The sequence below is a fragment of the Ruegeria sp. AM2 genome, from assembly GCF_056540685.1.
Genome location: NZ_JBQFXE010000002.1, coordinates 332,974 through 357,712, shown reverse-complemented (window position 1 = coordinate 357,712; position 24,739 = coordinate 332,974). Strand labels below are relative to the sequence as shown.

Sequence of the window (24,739 nt, the reverse complement as noted above, 5' to 3'; positions counted from 1 at the left end):
CTTACGCGGCTGTCTCGCCCAGATAGGCCTCGCGGACCTTCGGATTTCCGCGAATGTTCTCGGGCGTGTCCTCAACCAGCGGCGTGCCCTGCGCCAGAACGGTAATGCGTTCAGCCAGGCTGAATACCACATGCATATCGTGCTCGATGATGGCGATGGTGATGTCACGCTCGTCCTTGATCTGTTTCAGCAGGTCGATGGTGTTGTTGGTATCCGCGCGCGCCATACCGGCGGTGGGCTCATCCAGCAGCAGCAGACGCGGGTTCTGGCTGAGGCACATTCCTATCTCAAGACGCCGCTTGTCACCCCGCGACAGGGATGCTGCATGCATCTCGCGCTTGTCGGCCATGTTCATTTCTTCCAGCATAGACTCAGCCTGCCCTACGATCTCTTTTTCATTGGCGATCGTCTCGTAGGCGTGCATTCGGAAGGCCCCGTCACGCTTGGCAAAAATCGGAATCAGCATGTTTTCCATCACCGTCAGGTCGCCGAATATTTCGGGTGTTTGAAAAACGCGGCTGATGCCCATCTGATTGATTTGATAAGGCTCCAAACCTAGAACAGAGTTGTTGTCGAACAGCACCGACCCAGTATCCGGCATCAGCTTGCCCACCAGGCAGTTCAACAGGGTGGATTTGCCTGCGCCGTTGGGACCGATGATGGCGTGAACAGTGTTTTCTTCCACGTTCAGGTTCACATCTGTCAGGGCCTTCAGGCCACCAAAACGTTTGCTGACGTCTTTAACTCTTAGAATTGCCATGACGCGCCCCTATTCCGCCGGTTCCGTTTTGCCCGTGGGGGCATCGTCGGTGTTGGTTTTCCGGCGCTTGAACCAGTTCAGCAAACGCTGCCCGCCTTCGACAAGCCCACCCGGCAGGTAAATCACCACCAGCATGAACAGGATACCCAGCGTCAGGTGCCAGCCCTTGCCTATGAAAGGATGGATGATGAACACCACTGCGTCCTCAAGCCCATCGGGCAGGAAAGCAAACCAGCTGTGCAGCACGTTGTCATTGATCTTCGAGAAGATGTTCTCGAAGTATTTGATGAAGCCCGCACCCAGTACCGGTCCGATCAAGGTGCCCGTGCCGCCAAGGATTGTCATCAGAACGACCTCACCAGACGCGGTCCACTGCATCCGTTCGGCGCCCGCCAGTGGGTCCATTGCAGCCATCAGGCCGCCGGCCAGACCGGCATACATGCCCGAGATAACAAACGCGGCGAGCGTGTACGGCTTTGAGTTCAGGCCAGTATAGTTCATCCGCTGCTGGTTCGATTTCACCGCACGCAACATGACGCCGAAGGGCGAGCGGAAGATGCGAATGGCAAGGTAGAACACCACCATCATGACTACCGCACATAGATAATAGCCCGCGTTGAAGTCAAAGCTCCATGCACCCACATCCATCGTATAGGTCGCACGCATCGGCAGGCCGAACAGATGCGGCAGGTCCGGGGCATTGGCCCCCTGCAGGATTTGCGGGTCATCCGCATAAACCTGCAGCCCGGTTTCACCGTTCGTCAGGTTGAACTTGGGATTCGACAAGACCGAATAGGCCAGTGCAAAGCTCATCTGCGCGAAGGCCAGCGTCAGGATCGAAAAATAGATCCCCGAGCGCCGAAGGCTAACGAAACCGATCAGCAATGAGAATAACCCGGCGACAACGACACTCAGCGCAATGGCCGGGACGACGTTATAGCTGAGCAGCTTAAACATCCACACCGCCGAATAAGATCCTACGCCCAGAAAGGCCGCGTGGCCAAAAGACAGGTATCCGGTCAGACCAAAGAGGATGTTGAACCCGATGGCGAAGATACCAAAGATCACGAACCGCTGCATCAGGTCCGGGTAGCCCGCGTTGAACTGCGCCATGGCGCTGCCTTCGGGGAAAGGGTTCAGAATGAAGGGCGCCAGCAGGGTCAGGATCGCAACGATGATCAGCAGGCTGGTGTCTTTTTTGTTCAGTCCCAACATGGATTATTCCTCCATCACGCCGCGGCGCCCCATCAGCCCGCGCGGACGCGTAAGCAAAACGATGATGGCGACCAGGTAGATGATGATCTGATTGATGCCCGGTATTGTGGTCGTGGCCCAGGTGGTTGAGGCGAAGCTCTCCAGAATCCCAAGCAGGAACCCGGCCAGAACTGCACCGGGCAGCGATCCCATGCCGCCCACAACCACGACAACGAAGCTGAGCACGAGGAAATCCATCCCCATGTGGTAATTCGGCGGGTTAAGCGGCCCGTACATCACCCCGGCAAGCCCGGCCACCGCCGCGGCGATGCCGAACATGATGGTAAAGCGGCGGTCAATGTTGATGCCCAGCAGGCCAACGGTTTCGCGATCGGCCATACCTGCCCGCACGACCATGCCAAAGGTGGTGAACTGCAGGAACGAGAAGACCGCGCCGATGATCGCCACGGCAAAGCCGAAATAGACCAGACGCCAGATCGGGTAAATGATTGCGTTCGGATCGAAACCGATCATCGTGCCCAGATCGACAGAACCGTTCAGCGCGTCGGGCGGCGGTGTCTGGATCGGGTTGGCACCGAAGAAATACTTGACGACCTCCTGCAACACAATGGCCAGACCAAAGGTCACAAGGATCTGGTCCGCATGAGCTCGTTTGTAGAAATGCTTGATCAGCCCGCGCTCCATCACATAGCCGACAAACAGCATGATCGGAATTGCGAACAGAATGGCCAGCGGGACCGACCAATCTATGATTGAAGCCCCGACCTCGGGTCCGAACCATGCCTCGATATAAGGCGTTTCCACCTTCAGCGGGTTGCCCAGAAAGTCGGTCTGGCTCTCGTCGAGGGTGACGAAGCTCAGGCTCATCAGCTTTTGCAGGGTCACGGCACAGAACGCGCCAATCATAAACAATGCCCCATGGGCAAAGTTCACGACGCCCAGCGTTCCGAAGATCAGCGTCAGCCCCAAAGCGATCAGCGCATAAGCCGACCCCTTGTCGAGCCCGTTCAGAATTTGCAGAAGAATGGCGTCCATTGTCCCCACCTTTGGCCTTTGACCGGACTCCCCCGCTGGCGGGAAAGTCCGTTCTCAAGTCTAAGAATTTTCGTCGAAAATTCTTGTGAGCCGGTTATGCGCCCGGATTACACTTGCCCAGTTCGCCACCGGCGAACATCGGGTGCTCCGGATCGTATTCGACCTGCGCACGCGGCGTGATCTCGACGATTTCCAACGTATCATAGGCGTTGGTCGGGTTCTCGTTGCCCCGCACAACCAGCACGTCTTTGAAGCACTGGTGGTCCGCGCCACGGTACCAGGTTGGGCCGTTTCCAAGTCCATCGAACTCAAAGTCCTCAAGCGCTTCGACAACGCCGCAAGGATTGAACGTGCCCGCACGTTCACAGGCGTCAGCATACAGCAACACCTGCGCATAGCAGGTCTGGGCCGAGTTGGACGGCGGCTTGCCGTACTTCTCACCGAAGGATTTCACGAAGGCCTTGGTGCCCTCATCCTGCAGCTGCCAGTTCCAGTTCATCGAACCCAGAACGCCCTTGATGTTCTCACCAGCACCGGCTGCCATCAGTTCCGAATATAGCGGCACGACGATCTTGAAGTCCTTGCCGTTGGCGACCTTGTCCAGCAGGCCGAACTGAATCGCGTTGGTTAGCGAGTTGACCATGTTGCCGCCGTAGTGGTTCAGAACCAGAACGTCCGCGCCCGAATTCAGAACCGGAGCGATGTAGGACGAGAAGTCCGTTGACGCGAGTGGTGTTTTGACCGTGTTGACCGTTTCCCATCCCAAGGCTTCGGTCGAGGCGACGATCGACTCTTCCTGGGTCCAGCCCCAGTTATAGTCTGCCGTCAGGTGATAGGCGCGGCGTTCGCTGCCCATTTCGGCCGCCAGCACCGGTGCCAGCGCGGCGCCCGACATATAGGCGTTGAAGAAGTGGCGGAACCCGTTGGCTTTCTTGTCCTTACCCGTCGTGTCGTTCGCATGGGTCAGACCGGCCATGAAAATCACGCCCGCTTCCTGACAGAGCCCCTGAACCGCAACAGCCACGCCCGAGGACGAACCGCCGTTGATCATGATCGCGCCGTCTTTTTCGATCATCGACTTTGCCGATGCGCGTGCCGCGTCCGATTTGGTCTGGGTATCGCCCGTTACAAACCCGACCTTCTTACCCAGAATGCCGTTTCCTTGCAGGGCCTTAGACGTGAACGTGTTCAGACAACCGCCATCGCCTTCGCCATTCAGATGCTCGACCGCCAACTGCTGAGCAAGCAATTCGTCATTGCCTTCTTCCGCATAAGGACCCGTCTGAGGTACGTTGAACCCCAGCGTAACCGAGGACCCCGACGGCTCGTTGGTATATGCAGCAGCCGACGATGCCGTGAATATCGTTGGCAGGGCCAGACCAGTGCCCGCAACGGCACCAGACTTCAACACGCCGCGGCGTGTGACAGATTTGTTAGTCATTCATTCCTCCCATTTACCTTTTTCGCCCTCTGGCTCCTCTTCCGGGGCAAAACGCAGGTCTGCGCTTGTCAAGTATGGAAGGGTGTTCTGAGTTTTCTCAACAAACCCTTCAATTGACGCTGAAGTTTTGTAAACAAATATACAGGAAACTCAAAAATATGATAAGAGATAGAAAAACCGACTATTACCCATTTGAATTTATTAGTTATTTTAGTTAATGCCTGATTGAGACTTGCAGTCAACATGGCGACGCAACCTGTCACTTGGTTGTCGAGCAATTCATGCAACGTAGATCAAAATGACACTAGAACGGAGCGCGCTTGCTTCCTGCCCTCATTGTTGAATGGATTTTCCGGCCCTGGACCACGCTCACAAACAACGAGTCTCGGAAACCTGATCAATCAGGTCGCCCAGCGATTCCAAATCTGTTCTTCAAAAGGAATGTGCGAAACTCTTCCCAATCCGGCCGCTGGTTCAAATGCTCGATCTTGGCGGCATGCCAGTCGCAGGCGCGCTCATGCAAGTCAGACAATTGCCCGTCCTCCATTAGCCCCCGCTTAAGAGGAAGCGCTCGCCGCCACAGAGGCAATATCGACCTGTCCTCTTCGAAATTGGCATTCATGTTGGTCCAGTACCGTTCGGCCTGGTCGTCCCGAATGTGATTGGTCTTTCCCCGATCCCGCTTGACCAGAAACGAATTGACAGAGCGGGTGACATAGTGATGAAGCCGCGCAAAGTCGTGCCGGTAATGCCCGTCTGAACGCCATGTGACCTTTTCCGGATCAAGCCGACGCCCGCCGCCATCCACCCAGCAAATATCTAGCTGACGTTCAGGATCCGCACCCTTGGGACGATGGGGGCCATAGCGCGTGAAGACCCCGTTGTTTCTGGTTAGACTCTTGAACCCCGCCGCCACACCGGAAGAAAACTTTTCCTCTCGGTCGCAAAGAAAAAACTGCTCGGTCACAGGGACGTCTTTAAAGTCCACGACACCTCCACAGCCGAATATCTTCCAAGTGAAGGACGCGACATCGATCGGTTGACCGGCGACGTCCTCCAGCTTGCGCAACAGTGATCTTATGGATGCGTCGGGCAGTCGGATATTTAGGTATTCGTCAACATCCAGACAGAACGTCCAGTCGGCGGCCAGAAACTCAGGATGGCTGCGGACCCGCCGCAGCATGGTGTTCTGCGGGCTCTGACCGGGTTTGACCGCGTTGTCCACATGGGTCGCAACGCCAAGGTCGGCCAACCTCTTTACGATCAGATCGGTGCCGTCGTCGCAGTTATTTGTGTAGATCAGGATATGATCAACACCAAGAGACAGATAGTAGGCCACCCAGTCGATCACGAACGGGCCTTCGTTTTTCATTGTTGTGTAGATTAAAATTCGGTCGGTCATCGGTGGGCCACAATCAGATCAGGGTAACGTCGGGGTCGTCCGCCAACCCGTGCTGATTAATAAGACCTCCAAACAAGCTGTTGGAAAGAACCTTACCACGCGATCTGGACAGGCGGGACCGCATGACCGACGAAAAGAAATGGACGGAAGTTCTGGACTTCCAGTCATATGTGTCCAACTGCCCTGTGTCCTCGGCCAACCACTCCCGGCGACTGGAAAACGGCAAAGCGTAAAGCTCCCGCTCGGGTAAAACCCGCTCGATCTCGCCGGTTTCCAGCAAGAAATGATAGGCGGATAATGGTCCGATTACGCCCAGAGGCAGCGCCGTGAACGTCACTCTTTTTCCATATAGATTTCGATAGACACGCGCGGTCTGTCGATCCCACCAAGGCGGGATGCATGGGACGGACGCCACAAATTCCAACCAAGCCTTCAGTGCCGGGCTTGAGGACGGAAGGCGCACAACACCGTTATGCACACGTCGCTGACCATCCCTGCGACCTGCAATAAGATAGCCATCCGTAGTTTCGAAGGGTTTCAGCGCATAGGCGTCGCAATCCACCCAAATTTCATCGGTCTTGGCCATCAGATGCAGACGAAACAGATCCGCGTGCACCGCAGGCGATTGATACACCGGGTCCACATAGATCCGTCCGGTCGGGTCCAACGGCAACACGTCCCGCGCATCTCTGGCTTCTACATAGGGCGGGGCATTCTCAATCGGCTCATAGGAATAAAGGACAGGCGTCTGGCCGACGTCGTGAAACGACTTCAGGCACAGCTTTTCCAATATCGTGAGCCTTTTGCCAATCCACAGAGATGCGACGCGTTCAGGCACTCTTCATCTCCAAGGCACACCCAGCGGTTGTCGGACATCTCGAATATGTCACTTTGTTCAGAGCCTGACAGCCAAATTCAACACGAATTCCAGCCATCATGCCACCCGATTTCAGCGTCATAGTTTTTGAACGGCCACCTGAGCCCCTTTGATTGCCTTCAATCGCAGGTCCGCCGCGTTTTGCCCCAGAAACTCATGGAACGCACGCATCACGCCGTCTTTCCACCAGCCGCGACGATGATAGTCATCCAGCATGATCACGCCTCCGGACATCATCTTGGGCAAAAGCGCGTTCAAATCTGCCGATACCCCTTCATAGGAATGATCGCCGTCGAGATAGGCAAATCCAATGCTGTCTTCTTCGAACAGCTCAAGCGCCGGAACAGAAAAGTCGCGAATGACGGACACCTGACCCAGCGCAATCTCCTTGCCATAGGTTTCGCGAACCGAGTCGAAAATCTGGTCCATGTCTTGTTGACTGCGGGCACCAGCCAGAGACGCGCCGCTTTCGGAATCAGGTTGCACGCCCCAAGGGTCGATCAGGCACAGCTTTGACGGTTTCAGCTCCTCAAGCAAAATTCGGGAAAACTCGCCTTTCCAGACGCCAATTTCCAGGCTCAGCTTGCCATGAGGCATTGTCTTCAACAATTCCCGCCGCAATGCGTCCTTGCGTTCCCGCTGTTCGGCCTGCTTTTTGCGGCGATCGCGGGTGGTATCAGCCTCAGCCATGTGAAACCACTCCTGACTCGGGGTTTTGCAGTGCCTCGACAAGATCGGTCCAGTCAGGCCGTGCCTTGAGTTCTTCGGCCTTCGCGCGGTGCCAGTCACAGGCGCGGTCGTGCAACTCGGCTAATTTCGGATCGGCCATCATTTCTGCTCGGATTTGGTGCATTGCGGGCGCGTGCCGAAGGATCGACCGGTCCTCAACCACATTATGGTTCATTGTCAGCCAGTATTTCAGACCCTGATCCTGCCCGACATGATTTGTCCGACCACGATCCCGTTTCACCAGAAAACTGTCCGTGCTGCGAACTGCATAGTGGTGGATGCGCGCAAATTCGTGGCTAAAGCCACGCCACGCCTTCCACTTCACTTGATCCGCCGGATGCAGGTTCCCACCAGCATCCCGCCACAATACGCCATCATATGGTGCCTCTGGGTTCGGCGCATGGTCGGGGTCAATTCTAGGCCTATGTGCCCTGAAACGACTGAACTTCCCATTGTTGCGGAACAGCGTTTTGAAGCCCTTTGTCCTGTGGTGTGGATAGCCTTCCTCGGTGGCTGCCAAAAAGAACGTTTCGGGCACCGGACGGTCAACGAAATCGTTCTGCCCGGCATTCCCGAACATGCGCCATGTTATTGAAATCGCATCCGCTTCGCCGCTTGCTTCGACGAGGGATTGAATGCTTCCTTCTGGCAAACGGATATTAATGTACTCATCCACATCCAGGCTCATAATCCAGTCGGCGGCCAGATAGCTCGGGTGGCTTCTGGATTGTGCAAAGGCCCGGTTCTGTGGCGTGGCTCGTGGACCCAACACATTGCGCTCGTGATGCGCCCAACCGAGTTCCTGCATCCGGTCACCAATCGCATCAGTACCGTCCGAACAGTCATTGGTATAGATCAAGACATCCTGAATTCCGATTGCGCGGTTGTAAGCCACCCAATCGATCATAAAAGGCCCTTCGTTCTTCATCGTAGTCACGATGAGAAAGGTCTCATCCGTCATTCGCTGCTCTCTTGCCTGTTCCGTCAGAGGATTGTTTCGCTTGTGTTTAAAATAGCCTCAGGATTTTGTCCAATTCCGACGTTACCTCTTTCGCTGTGACCTGAGCGGCCGTGTCCTTCATTCGCGTCTGGGCAAGGCGCCAATCGGCACCACCAAAGCCATTTGCCGCACGGGTAATGCCATTCAGTATCGACGCCGTGTCCGTGTTGTCGATAAAATACGGATAGTCTTCGCCCAGATAGAATTCTGCATCGTGAACTTGGCGGTTCACCAGAACATTCGCACCAACTACGGCCGCATTGAAACCCTTGGTAAATGGCTTTGAGGACAGGATACCCCTGGTCAAAGCTGGGCTCGGGTCCCGCGTGCAGATATGGAAGTTTGCCTCATGCAGACGCCCGATAAAGGCGCTGACATCCCCAAGCCCGGTATACTCTGGAACGACCGCCCCATCGATAAGCTCGGGCGGCAGAACCACATTGTCCGGCAAACCGAAATAGCCGAGCTTGAATTGATCGAACTGTGTCGTGGCAGGGACCAATCTGGGATCTGCATGGTGGCGCAAGTGACGCACGATGGTGCCCGGCGCCGGATTCAAAGCGGGAAGGCCCTGAAACAGGAACCGCTCACTTTCGTGGGAGGCAGCCAGATGAATATCGACAAAGCCGGGCTCGAACGGCCCGGCAACGATATCCAGATGGTCCAGGCAAACCCCCGCTGCGGACTTTCTTAAGGCAGCGCGAAACTCGGGCCCCAAGTTGGCAGCGGCGCTTTTGTGAAAAACGACAATCGCGTCCCGACATGTTTCGATGAACTGCCGACATTTGTTTGGTCGCGTGCTTTTGGGGGCTAATGCGATCTGAAAGGAATACCTGTCGGACAAATGATCCCGGGCCATGGCGGCCAGCTGGTCGACACGCATCGCCTTGCCGCCCATGTTCTTTTGCCCGATGCGATAGGCAAATATCACTTTTCTCTGCATATCGACCGCTCGTGACCTTCAATAGCAACGTGCCTGACGGGTACAGTCAGAGCGTTGCGCATGGTTCAAATAACATATTGACCCAAGCGGGTAAACGAATGCGAAACAACTTAGATTTCAAACGCTTCAGCGGTTCTTTGGAACCACCTCATACCCCGGTTCTTCAGGCTCCTCATCGGTCATTTCCGGCGGAAATCCGGGCGCGCGAATGTCCAACCCGGTCGCATCCTCAAGCCGCCTGATGATGTTCGGAGACAGCTCGCGTTCGCCGTACCGGGCGATGCCATCTTCGATGATTTCGATCATCAAAGGGTTAATCTCCAACGGCACACCAGCGCGGTCAGCCACATCTTGAAACAGGCCGATGTCCTTTTTCACCAGATCCATGGTGAACGAAATATCGCGCGATCCATTCAGGATGACCTGACTTTCGGTTTCGTGCACAAAAGATGTGCCCGATGAGATTTTTATGGCCTCATAGGTGGTCCCCAAGTCCATCCCAGCGGCCTTTGCTGTGACCAAAGCCTCGGCACAGGTGATCAAGTTTGCTGTGGCCAGATAGTTGGTCAGCACTTTCAGTACCGACGCGGATCCCAATTCACCGGTGTGCAGAACCCTACGACCCATCGTGGTGAGAAAAGGTAGAATGCGTTCAAACGTCTCGCGATCGCAGCCAGCGAAGATCGAAATATTCCCGGTTGCCGCCCGATGGCAACCACCCGAGACAGGGCAATCAACCGCAGCCCCGCCTTGTTCGATGACCAGCGCGCCGAGGCGTTTGACCTCAACCTCATCCGTGGTCGACATCTCCATCCAGATTTTTCCCGCGCCAACCTCGGGCAGCATGTCCTGCATGACGGCATCCGAAGCCGCAGGGGATGGCAGGCAGGTGATCACGGCATCGCAATCGCGCATCATTTGCGCTGGGTCTGTGGCTGCCTTTGCACCTTTGCCGACGAACTCCGCCACCAGATCAGGATTAAGATCATGAACTGTTAAATCGATCCCGTTCCGTAGTAACGAACCCGACAGCTTGCCCCCGACGTTTCCAAGCCCAATAAACCCGACCTTCATACCCCTGGCCTCCCTAACCTTGTCTTTCCACCATGCCAGCACGGCGCATCTCTTCGGTCATGCCGCCCTGCGACGCTGGTTGGTCGCTTTTCATCCCCTTTTCGTGGATTGAATGAGACTCGCTTGACAACCCCCCTGCCCGTACCGCATGTCCCTTGCGTTGGTGTCCTCGTGAGAGGATGAAAAGGGAATGCGTCAGCGGATCTTCCGTCAAACGCAGCCGCCCCCGCGACCGTGACCGGAGAGGGTGCCCAAGCCACTGGCCAGCAGGCCGGGAAGGCGGGACATCCGGCAGAGTTCAACCTCTGACATCCGCAAGCCGGGAGACCTGCCAGCACCCGAGTATGCAACCGGACGGGGTGTTCCGGCGTCGGGTCAAAGGCGACCCGCATGAAACCCCGTCCCCCACAAAAAGGATTTGGGGGGATGAGAGACATGACCGAGACCGCACCGGTCGAATTGTTGGTATGCACCACCTGCCGTCGCGGCCTTCCCGTCGAGGATGACGCCCAGCGGCCCGGAGCTTTGCTACACAAAGCGCTGGAGCAAGCTGATCTGCCCGAAGGTATAACGCTGAAAGCCGTCGAATGCCTGTCGAATTGCGACGAAGGCTGCTCGATCGTGCTGCGCGGGGGACCTGATCGCTGGACCTTCGTCTATGAACATCTCAACGAAACAGACCACATCGAGACCATTGTCGAAGGCGCAGCAAAGTATCTTGCGACCGAGGATGGATTGGTCAAATGGCGCGAGCGCCCCGAACATTTCCGCAAAAACTGCGCAGCCCGCATTCCCCCGATTGGAGCCCTGAAATGAGCAATCTCGAAAAACTCCCCGTAACCGTGATCACCGGCTTTCTGGGCTCGGGCAAGACCACGCTGGTGCGCCACCTGATGCAGAACCCGCAGGGCAAGCGTCTGGCCGTTGTGGTGAATGAGTTCGGAGATGTCGGCGTCGATGGCGACATCCTGAAATCCTGCGCCATTCCGGATTGCCCGGCAGAAAACATCATGGAACTGGCGAACGGCTGCATTTGCTGCACCGTGGCCGATGATTTCATCCCCACGATTGAAGCCTTGATGGCGTTGGAACCGCGACCGGATCACATCCTGATTGAAACCTCTGGTCTGGCGCTGCCCAAACCGCTGCTGAAGGCATTCGACTGGCCGGATATCCGGTCCAAGATCACCGTCGACGGCGTAATCGCTCTGGCCGATGCCGAGGCGGTGGCGGCCGGTCGCTTCGCCCCGAATGTCGAGGCGGTGGATGCCCAGCGCTTGGCGGACGATTCCATCGACCACGAAACGCCCCTGTCCGAGGTATTCGAGGATCAGATCTCCTGCGCCGATATCATCCTGCTGACCAAGCCCGATCTGGCGGGTCCTGAAGGCGTCTCCAGGGCCAAGGAAATCATCGCAGCCGAAGCACCCCGTCCACTGCCCGTCGTCGAAGTCGCCGAAGGCGTGGTGGACGTACGCGTCGTGTTGGGTCTTGAGGCGGCAGCCGAAGATGACATGGACGCTCGCCCCAGCCACCATGACGGTCACGATGACCACGAGCATGACGATTTCGAAAGCATCATCGTCGACCTGCCCGAACAGACCGATCCTGCCGCGCTCGTGGCGAATATCGAACGTCTGGCCAAGGAACTGAACATCCTGCGAGTCAAAGGCTATGCCGCCGTTCAAGGCAAACCGATGCGTCTGCTGGTTCAGGCCGTCGGCGCACGCGTGCGTCATCAATATGACCGTCCATGGCAGCCCGATGAGGCGCGCCGCTCGCGTCTGGTCGTCATTGCTGAACATGACGACATCAAAGAGGCTGAAATCCGCGAAATCCTCGCGGGCATCACCGAAGCCGCCGAGTAAGCGCAGGGTAAACCATGCACGTCGTCTTCCGCGAAAGCCACGGGTTAGAGGAAACCGAGACCCCAACAGATCTGGGCCAGAGTCCAGCGGATCTGGTGGTGTTGTCTTTCTCCGACAGCGACCTTGGCGCTTTCGCGGCAGGCTGGCATCGCGGTGGCGGGCCGGACGGTCGGATGCCGACCCTGCGGTTGGCCAATCTGACGGCGCTGAAACACCCTCTGTCCGTTGACACCTATGTGGAACAGACGCTGGAGGGCGCAAAGGGCATCCTGATCCGTCTGATCGGCGGGGTGCCCTACTGGGCGTACGGCCTGCAGCAGGTTCTGTCGCTGGCGCAAGCCAAGGGGATTGCTGTGGCCGTGCTGCCCGCCGACGGGCGCGAGGATACGCGGCTGGACGCATATTCGACCCTTCCCGTCTCAACCTTGCGACGGCTGGCACATCTCTGCGACACCGGCGGCGAAGTCGCGGCACAAGCAGCTTTGGCACAGATGGCACTGGCAGCGGGGCTTTATGCAGGTCCGGTGATGGGCGCAAAGTCCCTGCCCGACACCGGCGCATGGTGTCCTGATCTTGGGGTGATCCCGGCAGAGCAGGCGTTCTCCGGTGACACAAAACGCGTTGTGGTGACCTTCTACCGTGCCTATCTGACCTCGGCTGACACCGCCCCAGTAGCCGCCCTGATCCGCAGCCTGCGCGCGCGGGGGTTTCAGGCCGTAGGCTTGTTCGCTCCCTCGCTGAAGGCCCCAGCCGCCGCCGACTGGCTGCGCGAAACCATCATATCACTTGCCCCATCCGCGATCATCAACGCCACTTCGTTCTCGGGCAAAGGCGCGTCTGGCTCGTCACCTCTGGACGTCGCTAATGTGCCGGTCTTTCAGGTCGCACTGGCCACCTCGCGCCGCAAAGCCTGGGCCGAGGCGGAGCGCGGCCTCTCGCCCGCTGACCTTGCCATGCATGTGGTGCTGCCCGAGGTGGACGGGCGGATTACGGCTGGCATCGCCTCGTTCAAGGAACCGGGCAAGCGCGACCCACATCTGGAATATTCCCGCTTTGCCCACCGAGCCGAGAAGGAACGGATCGAGGCTATCCTAGACCGCGTCACCGGTTGGCTGAACCTTCAAGATAAACCCAAGGCCGATCAGGTGCCAGCGCTGGTGCTGTCCACCTATCCCGGCAAAGACTGGCAGATGGCCCATGCGGTGGGTCTGGACGCGCTGGCCTCGGCCGAGGCGATGCTGTCCGATCTGCAAGCAAAAGGCTACGATACCGCGCCAGCGGAACCGATTGCCGAAACACTGCTGGACGAGCGGATTTCGTGGCCGCTGGCCGAGTATAAAGCCGCGCTAGCCGATCTGCCCGAACAATTGTGCACAGACTTGCAATCCGTCTGGGGCGTCCCCGAGGAGGATTCCGCCGTCACCGACGGCGCGTTTCACTTCACCGCCCTCCGCCGGGGCAAGGCTCTGGTCGCGCTGCAACCCGAACGCGGCACGCCCGAGCTGCGCGATGACGACTACCACGACCTGTCGCGCACCCCGCGCCACAGCTATGTCGCCTTTTATCTGTGGCTGCGCAAAAGCTTGGGCGCAGATGCGCTGATCCATATCGGCGCCCATGGCACGCTGGAATGGCTGCCCGGCAAATCCGTTGCCCTGTCCAGAACATGTTGGCCCGAGGCACTGATCCGCGACTTGCCAGTGATCTACCCCTTCATCGTCAATGACCCCGGCGAGGCCGCACAGGCTAAACGCCGGATCGGCGCCGTCACGCTGGGGCATATCCCACCTGCGTTGAAGGAAAGCGGCACACCCGACAGGATGGTCCGGCTGGAATCGCTGCTGGATGAGTTCTCGAACGCCGATGGTCTGGACCCAAAGCGCCGCGACCGGCTGCAGGAAGACATCCGCGACGAAGCGCAGGCCATCGGGCTGGAAAGCGATCTCGGTCTGGATCAGGCCACCTGCACCGCCGAGGCGATCACCCGCATCGACCGCTTTGTCTGTGACATCAAGGAAAGCCAGTTCGGCGACGGGCTACACATCTTTGGCCGCGTGCCTGAAGCCACTGGCAATTTCGACCCCGCGCCCTCGGCCCAAGCGGAACGCAACGGGCTGCTGGATGCGCTAGCCGGAAAACGGATCGAGGCCGGGCCGTCCGGATCCCCCTATCGTGGTCGCTCGGACGTGCTGCCGACAGGGCGGAACCTTTATACCACCGATCCGCGTTCGGTCCCGACCCGCGCGGCCTACACTCAGGGCGTGAAACTGGCCGAGGAACTGGTACGTCGGCATTTGCAAGAGGAAGGCGATTATCCCAATGGGCTGATCGTCGACCTCTGGGGCTCCGCAACCATGCGCACAGCGGGTGAGGAATTCGCCATGGCGCTGCACCTTCTGGGCGTCAAACCGGTCTGGGACAAAGGATCCGAGCGGGTCTCGGGCATCGAAGTTCTGCCGATCACCGACCTCAGCCGCCCGCGTCTGGACGTGACGCTGCGGGTCTCGGGCCTGTTTCGCGACGTATTCCCGACGCTTTCGGCACTTTACGGTCAAGCCGTCCGCGCCCTGTCCGCACGGGACGAGGCCCCGGACTGGAACCCCTATGCCGGTCAGGAACCGGCGGCTCGAGTCTACGGCCCCGCCCCCGGCAGCTATGGCCTGAACATGACCCATCTGTCAGAAACCTACACCGACGAGGCGCGGGCACAGGCGGGCGAAGCATGGCTCAACGCCAGTTCTTTTGCGCTGGAGGGCGAGAATATCGCGCAGGACAAGGATGGGATCACACAACGCGTCGCCAATGCCGACAGCTTCGTTCATTTGCAGGACCTTACCGAAACCGACCTGTTGCTGGCCAACGACTATGCCACGCATGAGGCCGGGTTTGCCGCCGCCAAAAAGATCACCGGTGGTACGGCGCAACTCTATCATCTGGACAACACCAACCCCGACACCCCGCGCGCGCGCACCCTGCCCGAAGAGATCAGCCGTGTGGTCCACGCCCGCGCCACCAATCCCGGATGGATTGCGGGAATGCAACGCCATGGCTTCCGAGGCGCAGCCGAGATCGCGGCGACGCTGGATCACATGGCATCGTTTGCGCATTTGTCGGGCACGGTCGCCCCGCATCTGTTCGACCTCTACCACGACGCCACGCTGGGCAACGCCGAGGTCGACGCTTTTCTGGCCGAGGCCAACCCAAAGGCGCATCAGGCCATGCAGGACCGCTTCCGCGCCTTGCTGGAGGCCGGGCTGTGGAACACGCGGCGCAATTCGATCCGCGCCGATTTGGAGGGGTTGCGATGAGCGCGCCCATCGTCCAGGGTTGGTGCCCCGGCGCGCACCGTCCGATGATGTCGGGCGATGGGCTCGTGGTGCGGGTGCGGCCTCGGCTGGCACGTCTGACAGCTGAGCAGGCCATGGGTCTGTGCGATCTGGCGGACAGCTTCGGCAATGGTACCATCGACCTGACGAACCGCGCCAACCTGCAGCTGCGGGGGATCTCCGAGACGGATCATCAACCGCTGCTGGCCGAATTGGCCGCCCTGAATCTGCTGGATGCCGAGCCGGGGATCGAGGTGCGCCGCAACATTCTGGTCTCGCCCCTGTATCGCGCCGGAGACCTGACGACGCGGCTGACGCAGGAGTTGATTGACCGGCTGTCCGAGCTGCCCGCCCTGCCCGCCAAATTCGGTTTTGCCATCGACACCGGACCTGAGCGCCTGCTGGGCAAAGACTCGGCCGATATACGGCTAGAAACTAGCTCCGACGGCCTGATCCTGCGCGCCGACGGAGCCGAGACCGGGTGTCTGGTCCAAGAATCTGCAGCCATCGATCAAGCGATTGCCCTGGCCGCATGGTTCGCCCAAACCTACACGCCCGAAGACCGCCGTATGGCGCGTGTGGTCTCGGCCCTGCCGCAAAAGTGGCAACGCACGGCACCGGGACCCTTAGGCGCGCCGTTGCAGCCGGGTGCGTGTGATCAGGGGACGCTCTATGGAGCAGCCTTCGGACAACTGCCCGCGCGCGCGATGAAAGACCTGATTGCACAAGGCGGTGCCAATGGGCTGCGTGTCACCCCATGGCGGCTGATCCTGTTGGAAGGCGGGGCGGCGATACCCGCCCCAGGCTTTGTCACAGACGGCAGCGACCCGCTTATGACCACCGACGCCTGCCCCGGAGCACCGTTCTGCCCGCAGGCGCAAGTGGAAACCCGCGACATCGCGCGCGACTTGGCCCCGCGCGTTACCGGCAGCCTGCATGTTTCGGGCTGTGCCAAAGGATGCGCCCGTATGGGCGCAGCCGATGTAACCCTGATCGGTAATTCCGGACGATTTGATCTTGTCAAACAGGGCCGCGCGGGGGATGAGCCCTGCCAGACCGGCCTAACACAAGAAACGCTCAAAACCATGGACTTCACCTGATGCCCTACACCTACCAAACCGACGGCGCGGCGATCTACAAGGAGAGCTTTGCAACCATCCGGTCCGAGGCCGATCTAACCCGGTTCGATGCCGACGAGGAACAGGTGGCCGTCCGCATGATCCACGCCGCAGGCATGGTCGGGCTGGAAGAGTTCGTTCATTTCTCGCCCGGTTTTGTCACATCCGCGCGTACAGCACTCGAAAACGGCGCGCCGATCCTGTGTGACGCGCGCATGGTCAGCGAGGGTGTGACACGGTTCCGACTGCCCGCCGAAAACGAGGTGATCTGCACCCTGCATGACGCGCGTGTGCGACCACTCGCCGCCAAAATGGGCAACACCCGATCCGCCGCCGCGCTGGAACTGTGGCGTCCGCATCTCGAAGGCGCTCTGGTCGCCATCGGCAACGCGCCCACCGCTCTGTTTCACCTGCTTAACATGCTGGAAGACCCCGATTGTCCGCGCCCGGCCGCAATCATCGGCTGCCCGGTGGGCTTTGTCGGTGCGGTCGAATCCAAGGACGCCTTGTGGGCCGCACAACCGGTTCCGTCCTGCATCGTAAAAGGCCGTCTAGGCGGCAGCGCCATCACCGTGGCCGCCATCAATGCCATCGCGAGCCGCGCAGAATGAGCGGCGGCACCATCTACGGCGTGGGCCTCGGCCCCGGAGACCCCGATCTGATGAGCGTGCGGGCAGACCGCCTGCTGCGCGCGGCGCGCCATGTGGCCTATTTTCGCAAACCCGGGCGAACCGGTCAGGCGCGCAAGATCGTCAACGGAATGATCCCCGAAGGGGCCATCGAGTTCCCGATGGAATATCCTGTTACAACCGAGATACCACTGACCGACCCGCGCTATAACGAACTGCTCTCAGGGTTCTACAAAGACTGCGCTGCGCATCTGAAGGCCTTGTCCGAACGCGGCGAGAATGTGGTCGTTCTGTGCGAAGGCGATCCATTCTTTTACGGCTCATTCATGCATCTTTACAGCCGGTTACGCGATGAAGCTGATGTGGAGGTTGTCCCAGCCATCACCGGCATGTCCGGGGCGTGGACAGCCACCGGCGATCCCATCACCTGGGGCGATGATGTGCTGACCGTTCTGATGGGAACGCTGCCCGAAGACGATCTGGCGCAGCGCATGAGGCAGACCGACGCTCTGGTCGTGATGAAAATCGGTCGCAATATCGGCAAAGTAAAACGCGCGCTAAAAACGGCTGGTCTTTATGACCGCGCGTGGATTGTGGAATTTGCGCAAATGCCCAATCAAACCGTTTCAAAGCTGTCCGAAACGCATGACGGTATCACACCGTATTTCTCGATCATTATCGTGCATGGTCAGGGACGGCGACCATGACGGGCTGGGTCAAGATCGCGGGTTTGGGACCGGGCGACGACGCCCTGGTCACACCCGAGGTTACCGCGGCACTGGGCGAGGCGACGGATGTGGTGGGCTATATCCCCTACGTCGCGCGCGTGGCTGAGCGCCCCGGCTTGACGCTGCATGCCAGCGACAACAGAGTGGAGATCGACCGCTCGCAACACGCGCTACAGATGGCGACCGAGGGAAAACGCGTGGTCGTGGTGTCCTCGGGCGATCCCGGTGTCTTTGCGATGGCCGCTGCAGTGTTCGAGGCGTTGGAAAACGGTCCCTCTGAATGGCGCAACATTCAGATTGATGTATTGCCGGGGATCACGGCGATGCTGGCGGCATCAGCGCGCGCGGGCGCACCGATGGGGCATGATTTCTGCGCCATCAACCTCAGCGACAACCTCAAACCCTGGTCGCTGATCGAAAAGCGGCTGCGTCTGGCGGCGCAGGCGGATTTCTCGATGGCCTTTTACAATCCCCGCTCGAAGTCGCGACCAAAAGGCTTTGTAAAGACGCTGGAAATCCTGCGCGAGGAATGTGAACCCGAACGCTTGATCCTATTCGCGCGCGCCGTATCGCGCCCGGACGAAGCGATCCGGATTTCCACTCTGGCCGAGGCCACGCCCGAGATGGCGGATATGCAGACGGTGGTCATTGTCGGATCATCCCGCACCCGCGTGATCGAACGCGACGGCGCGCCGATCGTCTACACGCCGAGGTTCACCCCAGAATGAGCCAGCCAGTCCAGAACCTGTGCAATCGTCGACAGCTCGGTCCGCTCCGGCAAGACCGGACGGTCGATCATCAGCACTGGCAGGCCCAGCGACCGCGCCGCGTCCAGCTTGGCCCGCGCGCCCGTGCCGCCTGCGTTCTTGGACACAACCAACTGCGTCCCGTGCCGTTGCATCAGCGCGCGGTCATCGGCCTCGGCAAACGGGCCGCGGGCAACAACCACATCGGCATTTGGCAATGGCAGTTCAGCGGGCGCATCCACCAGACGCAGCAAATAGTGATGCTGGGGCTGGGCCGCGAACTCCTCAAGATGCATCCGGCCAACAGCGAGAAACACACGCTGCGCTTCTGCGTTCAGCGCATCAACTGCGGCGGGCATATCGGGAACGTGTCGCCAGTTATCGCCGGACTGCGCGCGCCACTCCGGTCGCGTCAGCGCGACCATCGGTGTTTGCGTCTCGCGGCACGCCTCAATCGCATTGCCGCTTATCTGAGAGGCAAAAGGATGGGTCGCGTCGATCACATGACTGATCCCGTTTTCGCGAACATAGGCGACCAATCCCTGCACGCCGCCAAACCCGCCGACCCGAACCGGCAAAGGCTGCGGGCGCGGTTTCTCGACCCGTCCTGCGTAGGAATAGGTCGCCGCAAGCCCGTGCTCGGAAACGGCTTTAGCCAAAGCGTTTGCTTCGGTCGTGCCGCCAAGGATCAGGAGGTTGGTCATGTCTGATACTCCGTGGCTGACCGTTCTGGGTTGGGGCGAAGATGGGCTTGATGGCCTGTCGCCCGCAAGCCGTCAAGTGCTGGACCGGGCCGCGGTCATCATGGGCCCGCCCCGACATCTGTCGCTAATGCCTGACACTGGGGCCGAGCGCATCGAATGGCCGGTCCCTTTTTCGGACGGCCTGTCCTTGCTGCAAGCGCAACGTGGTCATGCCACCGTTGTTCTGGCCTCTGGTGATCCATTCTGGTTCGGCGCGGGTTCGGTCATCGCGCGCAATTTTGAGGCTTCGGAATGGACCGCCCTGCCCGGCCAGTCTACATTTTCGCTGGCGACGGCCCGTCTGGGCTGGCCGTTGGAAAGCACGCAAACCTTCGGCCTGCACGCGGCACCCCTGACCCGATTGCGCCCGCACCTGTCGCCGGGCTTGCAGGCCATCATCCTGTTGCGCAATGGCGCAGCGGTCGCGGAATTGGCGCGCTATCTGACCGAAACCGGCTTTGCCGACACTCAGTTGCATGTGATGGAGGCCTTGGGCGGACCCCGAGAACGTGCCCGCACCGTTTCGTTGACCGAGGCGCTGCTGGGCACCTTCGATCACCCGCTCTGTGTCGCGATTGAGGTCGCAGGCGAAGGGCGCGCGTTGCCCAAATCCTCGGGCAAACCAGACGAGATATTCGAGACCGACGGCCAGATCACCAAACGCCCAATCCGCGCTCTGACCCTGTCGGCCCTGGCCCCGCAACGTGGCGAGCATTTGTGGGATATCGGCGGCGGCACCGGTTCGATCAGCATTGAATGGCTGATGTGCGACCCGACGTTGACCGCAACATCGATCGAGCCCCGCGCAGATCGCGCGGAGCGTATTCGACGCAACGCAGATGCCTTGGGACAGGACCGTCTGAACGTGGTCCACGGCACCGCGCCGGACGCGTTGGACGGGCTGCCCCTGCCGGATGTGGTCTTTGTCGGCGGCGGCCTCAGCGCCGACCTTCTAATGTGGCTTCGCGATGCCCTGCCGACCGGAACCCGACTGGTCGCCAACGCGGTAACTTTGGAAAGCGAGGCGCTGTTGGCGCGGTGGCACGAAGACTTGGGCGGAGAGCTTTTGCGCATCGAACTGGCGCATTCCGCCCCGCTGGGCCCGCGTCGTGGTTGGAAATCAGCCTATCCGGTGGTGCAGTGGAGCGTGACGCTATGATCATTGCGGGCTTGGGCTTTTCATCTCGTGCGACAGCAGGCAGCCTGCGCGCAGCCTATGACGCGGCAGCGAATGGGAATGATGTGGTTGGGATAGCAACAGTGTCTGACAAGAAAGGCCATCCGGCGCTTTCAGCGTTCGCCGCAGACCTTGCCTTGCCCGTGCATTTCATTGCAACCGCTGATCTGGCCGGGCAACAAACGCTGACATGCTCGAACCGCAGCAAATCGACCTATGGCACCGGCAGCGTCGCCGAAGCGTCCGCGCTGGCCGCCGCTGGGCCCGGTGCGCGCCTTCTTGCACCCAGACTGATATCAGACGACCGGCTGGCGACGTGCGCCATAGCCATCGGAGGACAAACATGACCGTTCACTTCATCGGCGCCGGACCGGGTGCCGCCGACCTGTTGACCTTGCGCGGGCGCGATATCATCGCTTCCTGCCCTGTGTGCCTTTATGCCGGGTCCTTGGTGCCCGAGGAAATCCTGAGCCACTGCCCCGAAGGTGCCAAAATCATTAACACCGCGCCGATGGATCTGGATCAAATCATGACCGAGATCGACGCCGCGCATCAGGCCGGTCACGACGTGGCGCGCTTGCATTCCGGCGATCCTTCGGTTTGGTCGGCGATGGGGGAACAAATCCGTCGTCTGAAAGAAATAGGCATTCCAGTCAGCGTGACGCCCGGTGTGCCGTCCTTTGCTGCGGCCGCCGCTGCGTTGGGCACCGAACTGACCCTGCCTGGCTTGGCGCAATCGGTGGTTTTGACCCGGACCCCCGGGCGCGCGTCTTCGATGCCCAAAGGTGAAACGTTAGAGAACTTTGCCCGCACCGGAGCGACGTTGGCGATTCACCTGTCGATTGGCAATCTGGACTCTGTGATCGGTGACCTAAGCCCGGCCTATGGCGCAGATTGCCCGGTCGCCGTTGTCTATCGCGCCAGCTGGCCCGACGAACGCATTATCCGCGCCACGCTGGGAACCTTGAAAGATGCGCTGGATGACAGCATCTCGCGGACTGCCCTGATCATGGTTGGACCAGCGCTGGCCGGAGAAGGGTTCGACGAAAGCTGCCTGTACTCGAAGGATTATGACCGACGGTATCGGCCGCAGAGCGCGGACAGCCCGTGGTCAAGCTGGAGTCCCGAGGATGAATGACGCGATGACCAATCCTCCGGGCGTACTGATTTCCGCCCCGTCGTCGGGGACGGGCAAGACCACAGTCATGTTGGGCCTGCTGCGCGCTTTGGCAGAGGACGGGTTGGCCGTGCAGCCATTCAAAAGCGGACCGGATTACATCGACCCGGCTTTTCATCGTGCAGCGGCAGGGCGCGCTTCGTTCAATCTGGACAGTTGGGCGATGGGGGAACCATTGCTGAATGCGATTTCCGCGCAGGCGGGCGGTGCAGATATCGTGGTCGCCGAAGGCTCGATGGGTTTGTTCGACGGGGTGGCCAAACCGGGCGAGATCGGCCACGGCTCCAGCGCTGAAACGGCTCTGCGGATGGGCTGGCCGGTGGTGTTGGTGCTGGATGTCGGCGGTCAGGCGCAATCGGCAGCAGCCACGGCTTTGGGGTTCAAGATGTATAACCCCGACCTGCCCTTTGCCGGGGTGATCTTGAACCGTTGTGCCAGTCCTCGGCACGAGCGACTGACGCGCCTCGGGATGGAACGTGCGGGTTTGCCCGTTCTGGGTGTTTTGCCGCGCCGGGGTGATTTGACTTTGCCAGAACGGCATCTGGGTCTGATTCAAGCCGTTGAACATCCCGATCTGGAAAGCGCCATTGTTGGCTATGCCGCGTTTCTGCGCGAACATGTCGATCTGGAGGCAATCAAACGGGCGGCGTCCTCAGGCCCGAAGGGGCCATCGTCCGCCACGCCGCCGCGACCTCCGGCGCAGCGGATTGCCCTGGCTCGGGACGCGGCGTTTTCATTTACCTATCCGCATTTGCTGGAAGGATGGCGGGCCGCCGGGGCGGAGGTCTTGCCGTTTTCGCCGCTGGCTGATGAGGCCCCTGCGAGGGATGCTGATCTGGTCTGGCTGCCGGGCGGCTATCCTGAATTGCATGCAGGAACCCTTGCCGCTGCACAGACGTTCCAAAATGGGCTGCGCAAACATGCCGAATCCAAACCTGTTCACGGCGAATGCGGCGGCTACATGGCCTTGGGGCAGGCCTTGATCGATAAATCCGGTGTACGGCATGAAATGGCGGGGGTTTTGGGGCTGGTCACCTCGTACGAAAAACGCAAGTTCAACCTTGGGTACCGCCGTGCGGAATTGCTGGCCCCGATGCCCGGATTTGCGTCTGGTGCGGCGTTGCGCGGGCATGAATTTCACTACTCCTCGATTCTGGAACAACCCGACGCGCCGCTGGCGCGCGTATTTGATGCAGAAGGGGCGGAAGGACCGCAGACCGGATCGGTCCGTGGCAACGTGACAGGAACATTCTTCCACTTGATTGCAGAGGCGTCGGTATGAGCGGCTATGTTTCGTTTGTCGGCTCCGGCCCCGGCGACCCGGATTTGCTGACGCTCAAGGCAGTAGACCGGCTGCAAAAGGCCGACGCTGTGCTGTTTGATGATCTCAGTAGCGGTCCAATTCTGGGCCATGCGCGCAAAGATGCCGATCTGGTGGGCGTAGGCAAACGTGCCGGACGTCCCTCGCCCAAGCAGGATCATGTTAGCCGGTTGCTGGTGGAATATGCGCAGACTGGTCAACGGGTTGTTCGGTTGAAATCCGGCGATGGTGGCATGTTCGGACGGCTTGAGGAAGAACTGGTGGCCTTGCGCGAAGCAGGGATCGACTATGAAATCATCCCCGGCATCCCTTCGGCAGTGGCGGCAGCGGCAGCGGCCGGCATTCCACTGACCCGAAGGCTGACCGCGAGGCGGGTGCAATTTGTCACTGGACACGACGTCAGCGGCAAACTGCCCGAGGATCTGAACTTGCCCGCACTGGCCGACCCGGATGCAACAACGGTTGTTTTCATGGGCAAGCGGACATTTCCCCTGTTGGTAAAAACGTTGCACACGCATGGCCTGCCGTTGGATACTCCGGCGCTAATGGCAGAATCTGTTTCCACGCCCGATCAAAAGCTGAACCGCTCTACGATTGGCGCGTTGTCCGAACAACTGCTCGGAGAGCTCGGAACCGCCCCTGCGCTGATCCTCTATGGCCCGCTGGCAGAATTCGATGATGTTTGACCTGACGCTGATCGGCATTGGCACCGGCAGTCCTGACCATGTGACGTTTCAGGGCGCAAAGGCCATACGCACGGCAGATTTAATTCTGATTCCCCGCAAAGGTGAGAACAAAGCTGATCTGGCAGGCCTGCGCGAAGAAATCATCGCACAAGTTACCGATGTATCGCCCGAAATCGCCTATTTCGATATCCCCAAGCGCCGTTCTGATGACGGCTACCTCAGTGGCGTCGACGAATGGCACGACGCAATTGCGCTGCGGTGGCAAGACGCGATCAGCGCGCACCCCGAAGCGCGCCAAGTGGCGCTGTTGATCTGGGGTGATCCATCGCTCTATGACAGCTCGTTGCGAATAGCATCTCGGCTTGACCCACAACCGAAAACGCGGGTGATTCCGGGCATTACGGCGCTTCAGGCCCTGACGGCGGCCCATGCAATTCCAATCAACGATCTGGGCGCGCCCTATGTCGTCACCACCGGACGCCGCATTCGGGATGAAGGCTGGCCCAAAAATGCCTCAAAAGTGGCGGTCATGCTCGATGGGGAATGCTCGTTTCAAACCCTCGAGACGGAACACTACGACATCTGGTGGGGGGCCTATGTGGGCATGAAGGAGGAAATTCTTGTCAGCGGCCCCCTGTCAGAGGTGGCCGAGCAGATTGTGAAAACCCGTGCCAATGCCCGCGCCGACCATGGGTGGATCATGGATGTCTATTTGCTGAAAAAGCGTGATCTGACGTAAAAGGT

General features: G+C 59.6%; 24 protein-coding genes and 1 riboswitch. Of the genes, 13 read left to right on the top strand and 11 right to left on the bottom strand.

Translation table 11 applies throughout. From position 1 onward, the window contains the following. Position 1: 1 nt before the first annotated feature. From ACR0CR_RS07320 to ACR0CR_RS07275, 10 genes are all read right to left on the bottom strand, one after another. Complete coding sequence (locus ACR0CR_RS07320) at positions 2-760, bottom strand: ABC transporter ATP-binding protein (RefSeq protein ID WP_480597921.1); 759 nt, start codon at positions 758-760, stop codon at positions 2-4. Positions 761-769: 9 nt separating this feature from the next. Beyond that, on the bottom strand, positions 770-1,975 hold the full coding sequence (locus ACR0CR_RS07315; protein WP_480597920.1) for a branched-chain amino acid ABC transporter permease: 1,206 nt from the start codon (positions 1,973-1,975) through the stop codon (positions 770-772). 3 nt (positions 1,976-1,978) lie between these two features. Beyond that, on the bottom strand, positions 1,979-3,010 hold the full coding sequence (locus ACR0CR_RS07310) for a branched-chain amino acid ABC transporter permease (protein ID WP_480597919.1): 1,032 nt from the start codon (positions 3,008-3,010) through the stop codon (positions 1,979-1,981). Between the two features lie 94 nt (positions 3,011-3,104). Beyond that, on the bottom strand, positions 3,105-4,451 hold the full coding sequence (locus ACR0CR_RS07305; protein WP_480597918.1) for a substrate-binding protein: 1,347 nt from the start codon (positions 4,449-4,451) through the stop codon (positions 3,105-3,107). Positions 4,452-4,848: 397 nt separating this feature from the next. Next, positions 4,849-5,853 carry a glycosyltransferase family 2 protein gene (locus tag ACR0CR_RS07300; RefSeq protein ID WP_480597917.1) on the bottom strand — a complete coding sequence of 335 codons (1,005 nt, stop codon included), beginning with the start codon at positions 5,851-5,853 and terminating at the stop codon, positions 4,849-4,851. A 13-nt stretch (positions 5,854-5,866) separates the two neighbouring features. Next, positions 5,867-6,691: a hypothetical protein gene (locus ACR0CR_RS07295; protein WP_480597916.1), complete on the bottom strand. Its 825-nt coding sequence runs from the start codon at positions 6,689-6,691 to the stop codon at positions 5,867-5,869. Between the two features lie 117 nt (positions 6,692-6,808). Further along, complete coding sequence (locus tag ACR0CR_RS07290) at positions 6,809-7,420, bottom strand: class I SAM-dependent methyltransferase (RefSeq protein WP_480597915.1); 612 nt, start codon at positions 7,418-7,420, stop codon at positions 6,809-6,811. Then, positions 7,413-8,420, bottom strand: a complete 1,008-nt coding sequence (locus tag ACR0CR_RS07285) for a glycosyltransferase family 2 protein (RefSeq protein WP_480597914.1) — start codon at positions 8,418-8,420, stop codon at positions 7,413-7,415. Before ACR0CR_RS07285 ends, ACR0CR_RS07290 begins: the two co-directional genes overlap by 8 nt. Before the next feature lie 46 nt (positions 8,421-8,466). Next, a complete protein-coding gene (locus tag ACR0CR_RS07280) occupies positions 8,467-9,402 on the bottom strand; it encodes a hypothetical protein (protein ID WP_480597913.1) in 936 nt (311 codons plus the stop codon). 126 nt (positions 9,403-9,528) lie between these two features. Then, positions 9,529-10,515 carry an NAD(P)-dependent oxidoreductase gene (locus ACR0CR_RS07275; RefSeq protein WP_480598240.1) on the bottom strand — a complete coding sequence of 329 codons (987 nt, stop codon included), beginning with the start codon at positions 10,513-10,515 and terminating at the stop codon, positions 9,529-9,531. 105 nt (positions 10,516-10,620) lie between these two features. After that, a riboswitch (cobalamin riboswitch) is annotated at positions 10,621-10,826 on the top strand. 85 nt (positions 10,827-10,911) lie between these two features. Between ACR0CR_RS07275 and ACR0CR_RS07270 the strand changes: the two genes are divergently transcribed. Genes ACR0CR_RS07270 through cobJ form a run of 7 tightly spaced genes read left to right on the top strand, consistent with a single transcriptional unit; the run spans position 10,912 to position 18,873 of the window. Continuing rightward, positions 10,912-11,292 (top strand): DUF1636 family protein, encoded by a 381-nt coding sequence (locus ACR0CR_RS07270; protein ID WP_480597912.1) that lies wholly within the window; start codon positions 10,912-10,914, stop codon positions 11,290-11,292. Continuing rightward, entirely contained in the window at positions 11,289-12,344 is a 1,056-nt protein-coding gene (gene cobW, locus ACR0CR_RS07265; protein ID WP_480597911.1) for a cobalamin biosynthesis protein CobW, read from the top strand. Before ACR0CR_RS07270 ends, cobW begins: the two co-directional genes overlap by 4 nt. Before the next feature lie 14 nt (positions 12,345-12,358). Next, positions 12,359-15,652 carry a cobaltochelatase subunit CobN gene (cobN, locus tag ACR0CR_RS07260; RefSeq protein WP_480597910.1) on the top strand — a complete coding sequence of 1,098 codons (3,294 nt, stop codon included), beginning with the start codon at positions 12,359-12,361 and terminating at the stop codon, positions 15,650-15,652. Next, on the top strand, positions 15,649-16,770 hold the full coding sequence (cobG, locus tag ACR0CR_RS07255; protein WP_480597909.1) for a precorrin-3B synthase: 1,122 nt from the start codon (positions 15,649-15,651) through the stop codon (positions 16,768-16,770). The genes cobN and cobG overlap by 4 nt, the downstream gene beginning before the upstream one ends. Further along, positions 16,770-17,399, top strand: a complete 630-nt coding sequence (locus tag ACR0CR_RS07250; RefSeq protein WP_480597908.1) for a precorrin-8X methylmutase — start codon at positions 16,770-16,772, stop codon at positions 17,397-17,399. Before cobG ends, ACR0CR_RS07250 begins: the two co-directional genes overlap by 1 nt. Then, on the top strand, positions 17,396-18,124 hold the full coding sequence (locus ACR0CR_RS07245) for a precorrin-2 C(20)-methyltransferase (RefSeq protein WP_480597907.1): 729 nt from the start codon (positions 17,396-17,398) through the stop codon (positions 18,122-18,124). The genes ACR0CR_RS07250 and ACR0CR_RS07245 overlap by 4 nt, the downstream gene beginning before the upstream one ends. After that, complete coding sequence (cobJ, locus tag ACR0CR_RS07240; RefSeq protein ID WP_480597906.1) at positions 18,121-18,873, top strand: precorrin-3B C(17)-methyltransferase; 753 nt, start codon at positions 18,121-18,123, stop codon at positions 18,871-18,873. Before ACR0CR_RS07245 ends, cobJ begins: the two co-directional genes overlap by 4 nt. Here cobJ and ACR0CR_RS07235 read toward each other — a convergent pair. Then, on the bottom strand, positions 18,846-19,595 hold the full coding sequence (locus ACR0CR_RS07235; protein WP_480597905.1) for a cobalt-precorrin-6A reductase: 750 nt from the start codon (positions 19,593-19,595) through the stop codon (positions 18,846-18,848). The genes cobJ and ACR0CR_RS07235 overlap by 28 nt on opposite strands. Here ACR0CR_RS07235 and cbiE point away from each other — a divergent pair. Genes cbiE through cobF form a run of 6 tightly spaced genes read left to right on the top strand, consistent with a single transcriptional unit; the run spans position 19,594 to position 24,734 of the window. Continuing rightward, entirely contained in the window at positions 19,594-20,793 is a 1,200-nt protein-coding gene (gene cbiE, locus ACR0CR_RS07230) for a precorrin-6y C5,15-methyltransferase (decarboxylating) subunit CbiE (protein ID WP_480597903.1), read from the top strand. The two genes, ACR0CR_RS07235 and cbiE, sit on opposite strands and share 2 nt — an antisense overlap. Further along, positions 20,790-21,158: a cobalamin biosynthesis protein gene (locus tag ACR0CR_RS07225; RefSeq protein ID WP_480597902.1), complete on the top strand. Its 369-nt coding sequence runs from the start codon at positions 20,790-20,792 to the stop codon at positions 21,156-21,158. The genes cbiE and ACR0CR_RS07225 overlap by 4 nt, the downstream gene beginning before the upstream one ends. Next, a complete protein-coding gene (cobM, locus tag ACR0CR_RS07220) occupies positions 21,155-21,949 on the top strand; it encodes a precorrin-4 C(11)-methyltransferase (RefSeq protein ID WP_480597901.1) in 795 nt (264 codons plus the stop codon). Before ACR0CR_RS07225 ends, cobM begins: the two co-directional genes overlap by 4 nt. Continuing rightward, complete coding sequence (locus ACR0CR_RS07215; protein ID WP_480597900.1) at positions 21,942-23,270, top strand: cobyrinic acid a,c-diamide synthase CobB; 1,329 nt, start codon at positions 21,942-21,944, stop codon at positions 23,268-23,270. The genes cobM and ACR0CR_RS07215 overlap by 8 nt, the downstream gene beginning before the upstream one ends. Further along, on the top strand, positions 23,267-23,995 hold the full coding sequence (cobA, locus tag ACR0CR_RS07210) for a uroporphyrinogen-III C-methyltransferase (protein ID WP_480597899.1): 729 nt from the start codon (positions 23,267-23,269) through the stop codon (positions 23,993-23,995). The genes ACR0CR_RS07215 and cobA overlap by 4 nt, the downstream gene beginning before the upstream one ends. Continuing rightward, entirely contained in the window at positions 23,988-24,734 is a 747-nt protein-coding gene (gene cobF, locus ACR0CR_RS07205) for a precorrin-6A synthase (deacetylating) (protein ID WP_480598239.1), read from the top strand. Before cobA ends, cobF begins: the two co-directional genes overlap by 8 nt. Positions 24,735-24,739 lie beyond the last annotated feature (5 nt).

Coding starts and splice junctions, on each gene's coding strand:
- ACR0CR_RS07285 (WP_480597914.1), bottom strand. CDS start 8,420: ATGACGGATGAGACCTTTCTCATCGTGACTACGATGAAGAACGAAGGG.
- ACR0CR_RS07315 (WP_480597920.1), bottom strand. CDS start 1,975: ATGTTGGGACTGAACAAAAAAGACACCAGCCTGCTGATCATCGTTGCG.
- ACR0CR_RS07280 (WP_480597913.1), bottom strand. CDS start 9,402: ATGCAGAGAAAAGTGATATTTGCCTATCGCATCGGGCAAAAGAACATG.
- cobW (WP_480597911.1), top strand. CDS start 11,289: ATGAGCAATCTCGAAAAACTCCCCGTAACCGTGATCACCGGCTTTCTG.
- ACR0CR_RS07245 (WP_480597907.1), top strand. CDS start 17,396: ATGAGCGGCGGCACCATCTACGGCGTGGGCCTCGGCCCCGGAGACCCC.
- cobJ (WP_480597906.1), top strand. CDS start 18,121: ATGACGGGCTGGGTCAAGATCGCGGGTTTGGGACCGGGCGACGACGCC.
- cbiE (WP_480597903.1), top strand. CDS start 19,594: ATGTCTGATACTCCGTGGCTGACCGTTCTGGGTTGGGGCGAAGATGGG.
- cobF (WP_480598239.1), top strand. CDS start 23,988: ATGTTTGACCTGACGCTGATCGGCATTGGCACCGGCAGTCCTGACCAT.
- ACR0CR_RS07225 (WP_480597902.1), top strand. CDS start 20,790: ATGATCATTGCGGGCTTGGGCTTTTCATCTCGTGCGACAGCAGGCAGC.
- cobM (WP_480597901.1), top strand. CDS start 21,155: ATGACCGTTCACTTCATCGGCGCCGGACCGGGTGCCGCCGACCTGTTG.
- ACR0CR_RS07250 (WP_480597908.1), top strand. CDS start 16,770: ATGCCCTACACCTACCAAACCGACGGCGCGGCGATCTACAAGGAGAGC.
- ACR0CR_RS07290 (WP_480597915.1), bottom strand. CDS start 7,420: ATGGCTGAGGCTGATACCACCCGCGATCGCCGCAAAAAGCAGGCCGAA.
- ACR0CR_RS07215 (WP_480597900.1), top strand. CDS start 21,942: ATGAATGACGCGATGACCAATCCTCCGGGCGTACTGATTTCCGCCCCG.
- ACR0CR_RS07270 (WP_480597912.1), top strand. CDS start 10,912: ATGACCGAGACCGCACCGGTCGAATTGTTGGTATGCACCACCTGCCGT.
- ACR0CR_RS07305 (WP_480597918.1), bottom strand. CDS start 4,451: ATGACTAACAAATCTGTCACACGCCGCGGCGTGTTGAAGTCTGGTGCC.
- cobA (WP_480597899.1), top strand. CDS start 23,267: ATGAGCGGCTATGTTTCGTTTGTCGGCTCCGGCCCCGGCGACCCGGAT.
- ACR0CR_RS07320 (WP_480597921.1), bottom strand. CDS start 760: ATGGCAATTCTAAGAGTTAAAGACGTCAGCAAACGTTTTGGTGGCCTG.
- ACR0CR_RS07310 (WP_480597919.1), bottom strand. CDS start 3,010: ATGGACGCCATTCTTCTGCAAATTCTGAACGGGCTCGACAAGGGGTCG.
- cobG (WP_480597909.1), top strand. CDS start 15,649: ATGAGCGCGCCCATCGTCCAGGGTTGGTGCCCCGGCGCGCACCGTCCG.
- cobN (WP_480597910.1), top strand. CDS start 12,359: ATGCACGTCGTCTTCCGCGAAAGCCACGGGTTAGAGGAAACCGAGACC.
- ACR0CR_RS07235 (WP_480597905.1), bottom strand. CDS start 19,595: ATGACCAACCTCCTGATCCTTGGCGGCACGACCGAAGCAAACGCTTTG.
- ACR0CR_RS07300 (WP_480597917.1), bottom strand. CDS start 5,853: ATGACCGACCGAATTTTAATCTACACAACAATGAAAAACGAAGGCCCG.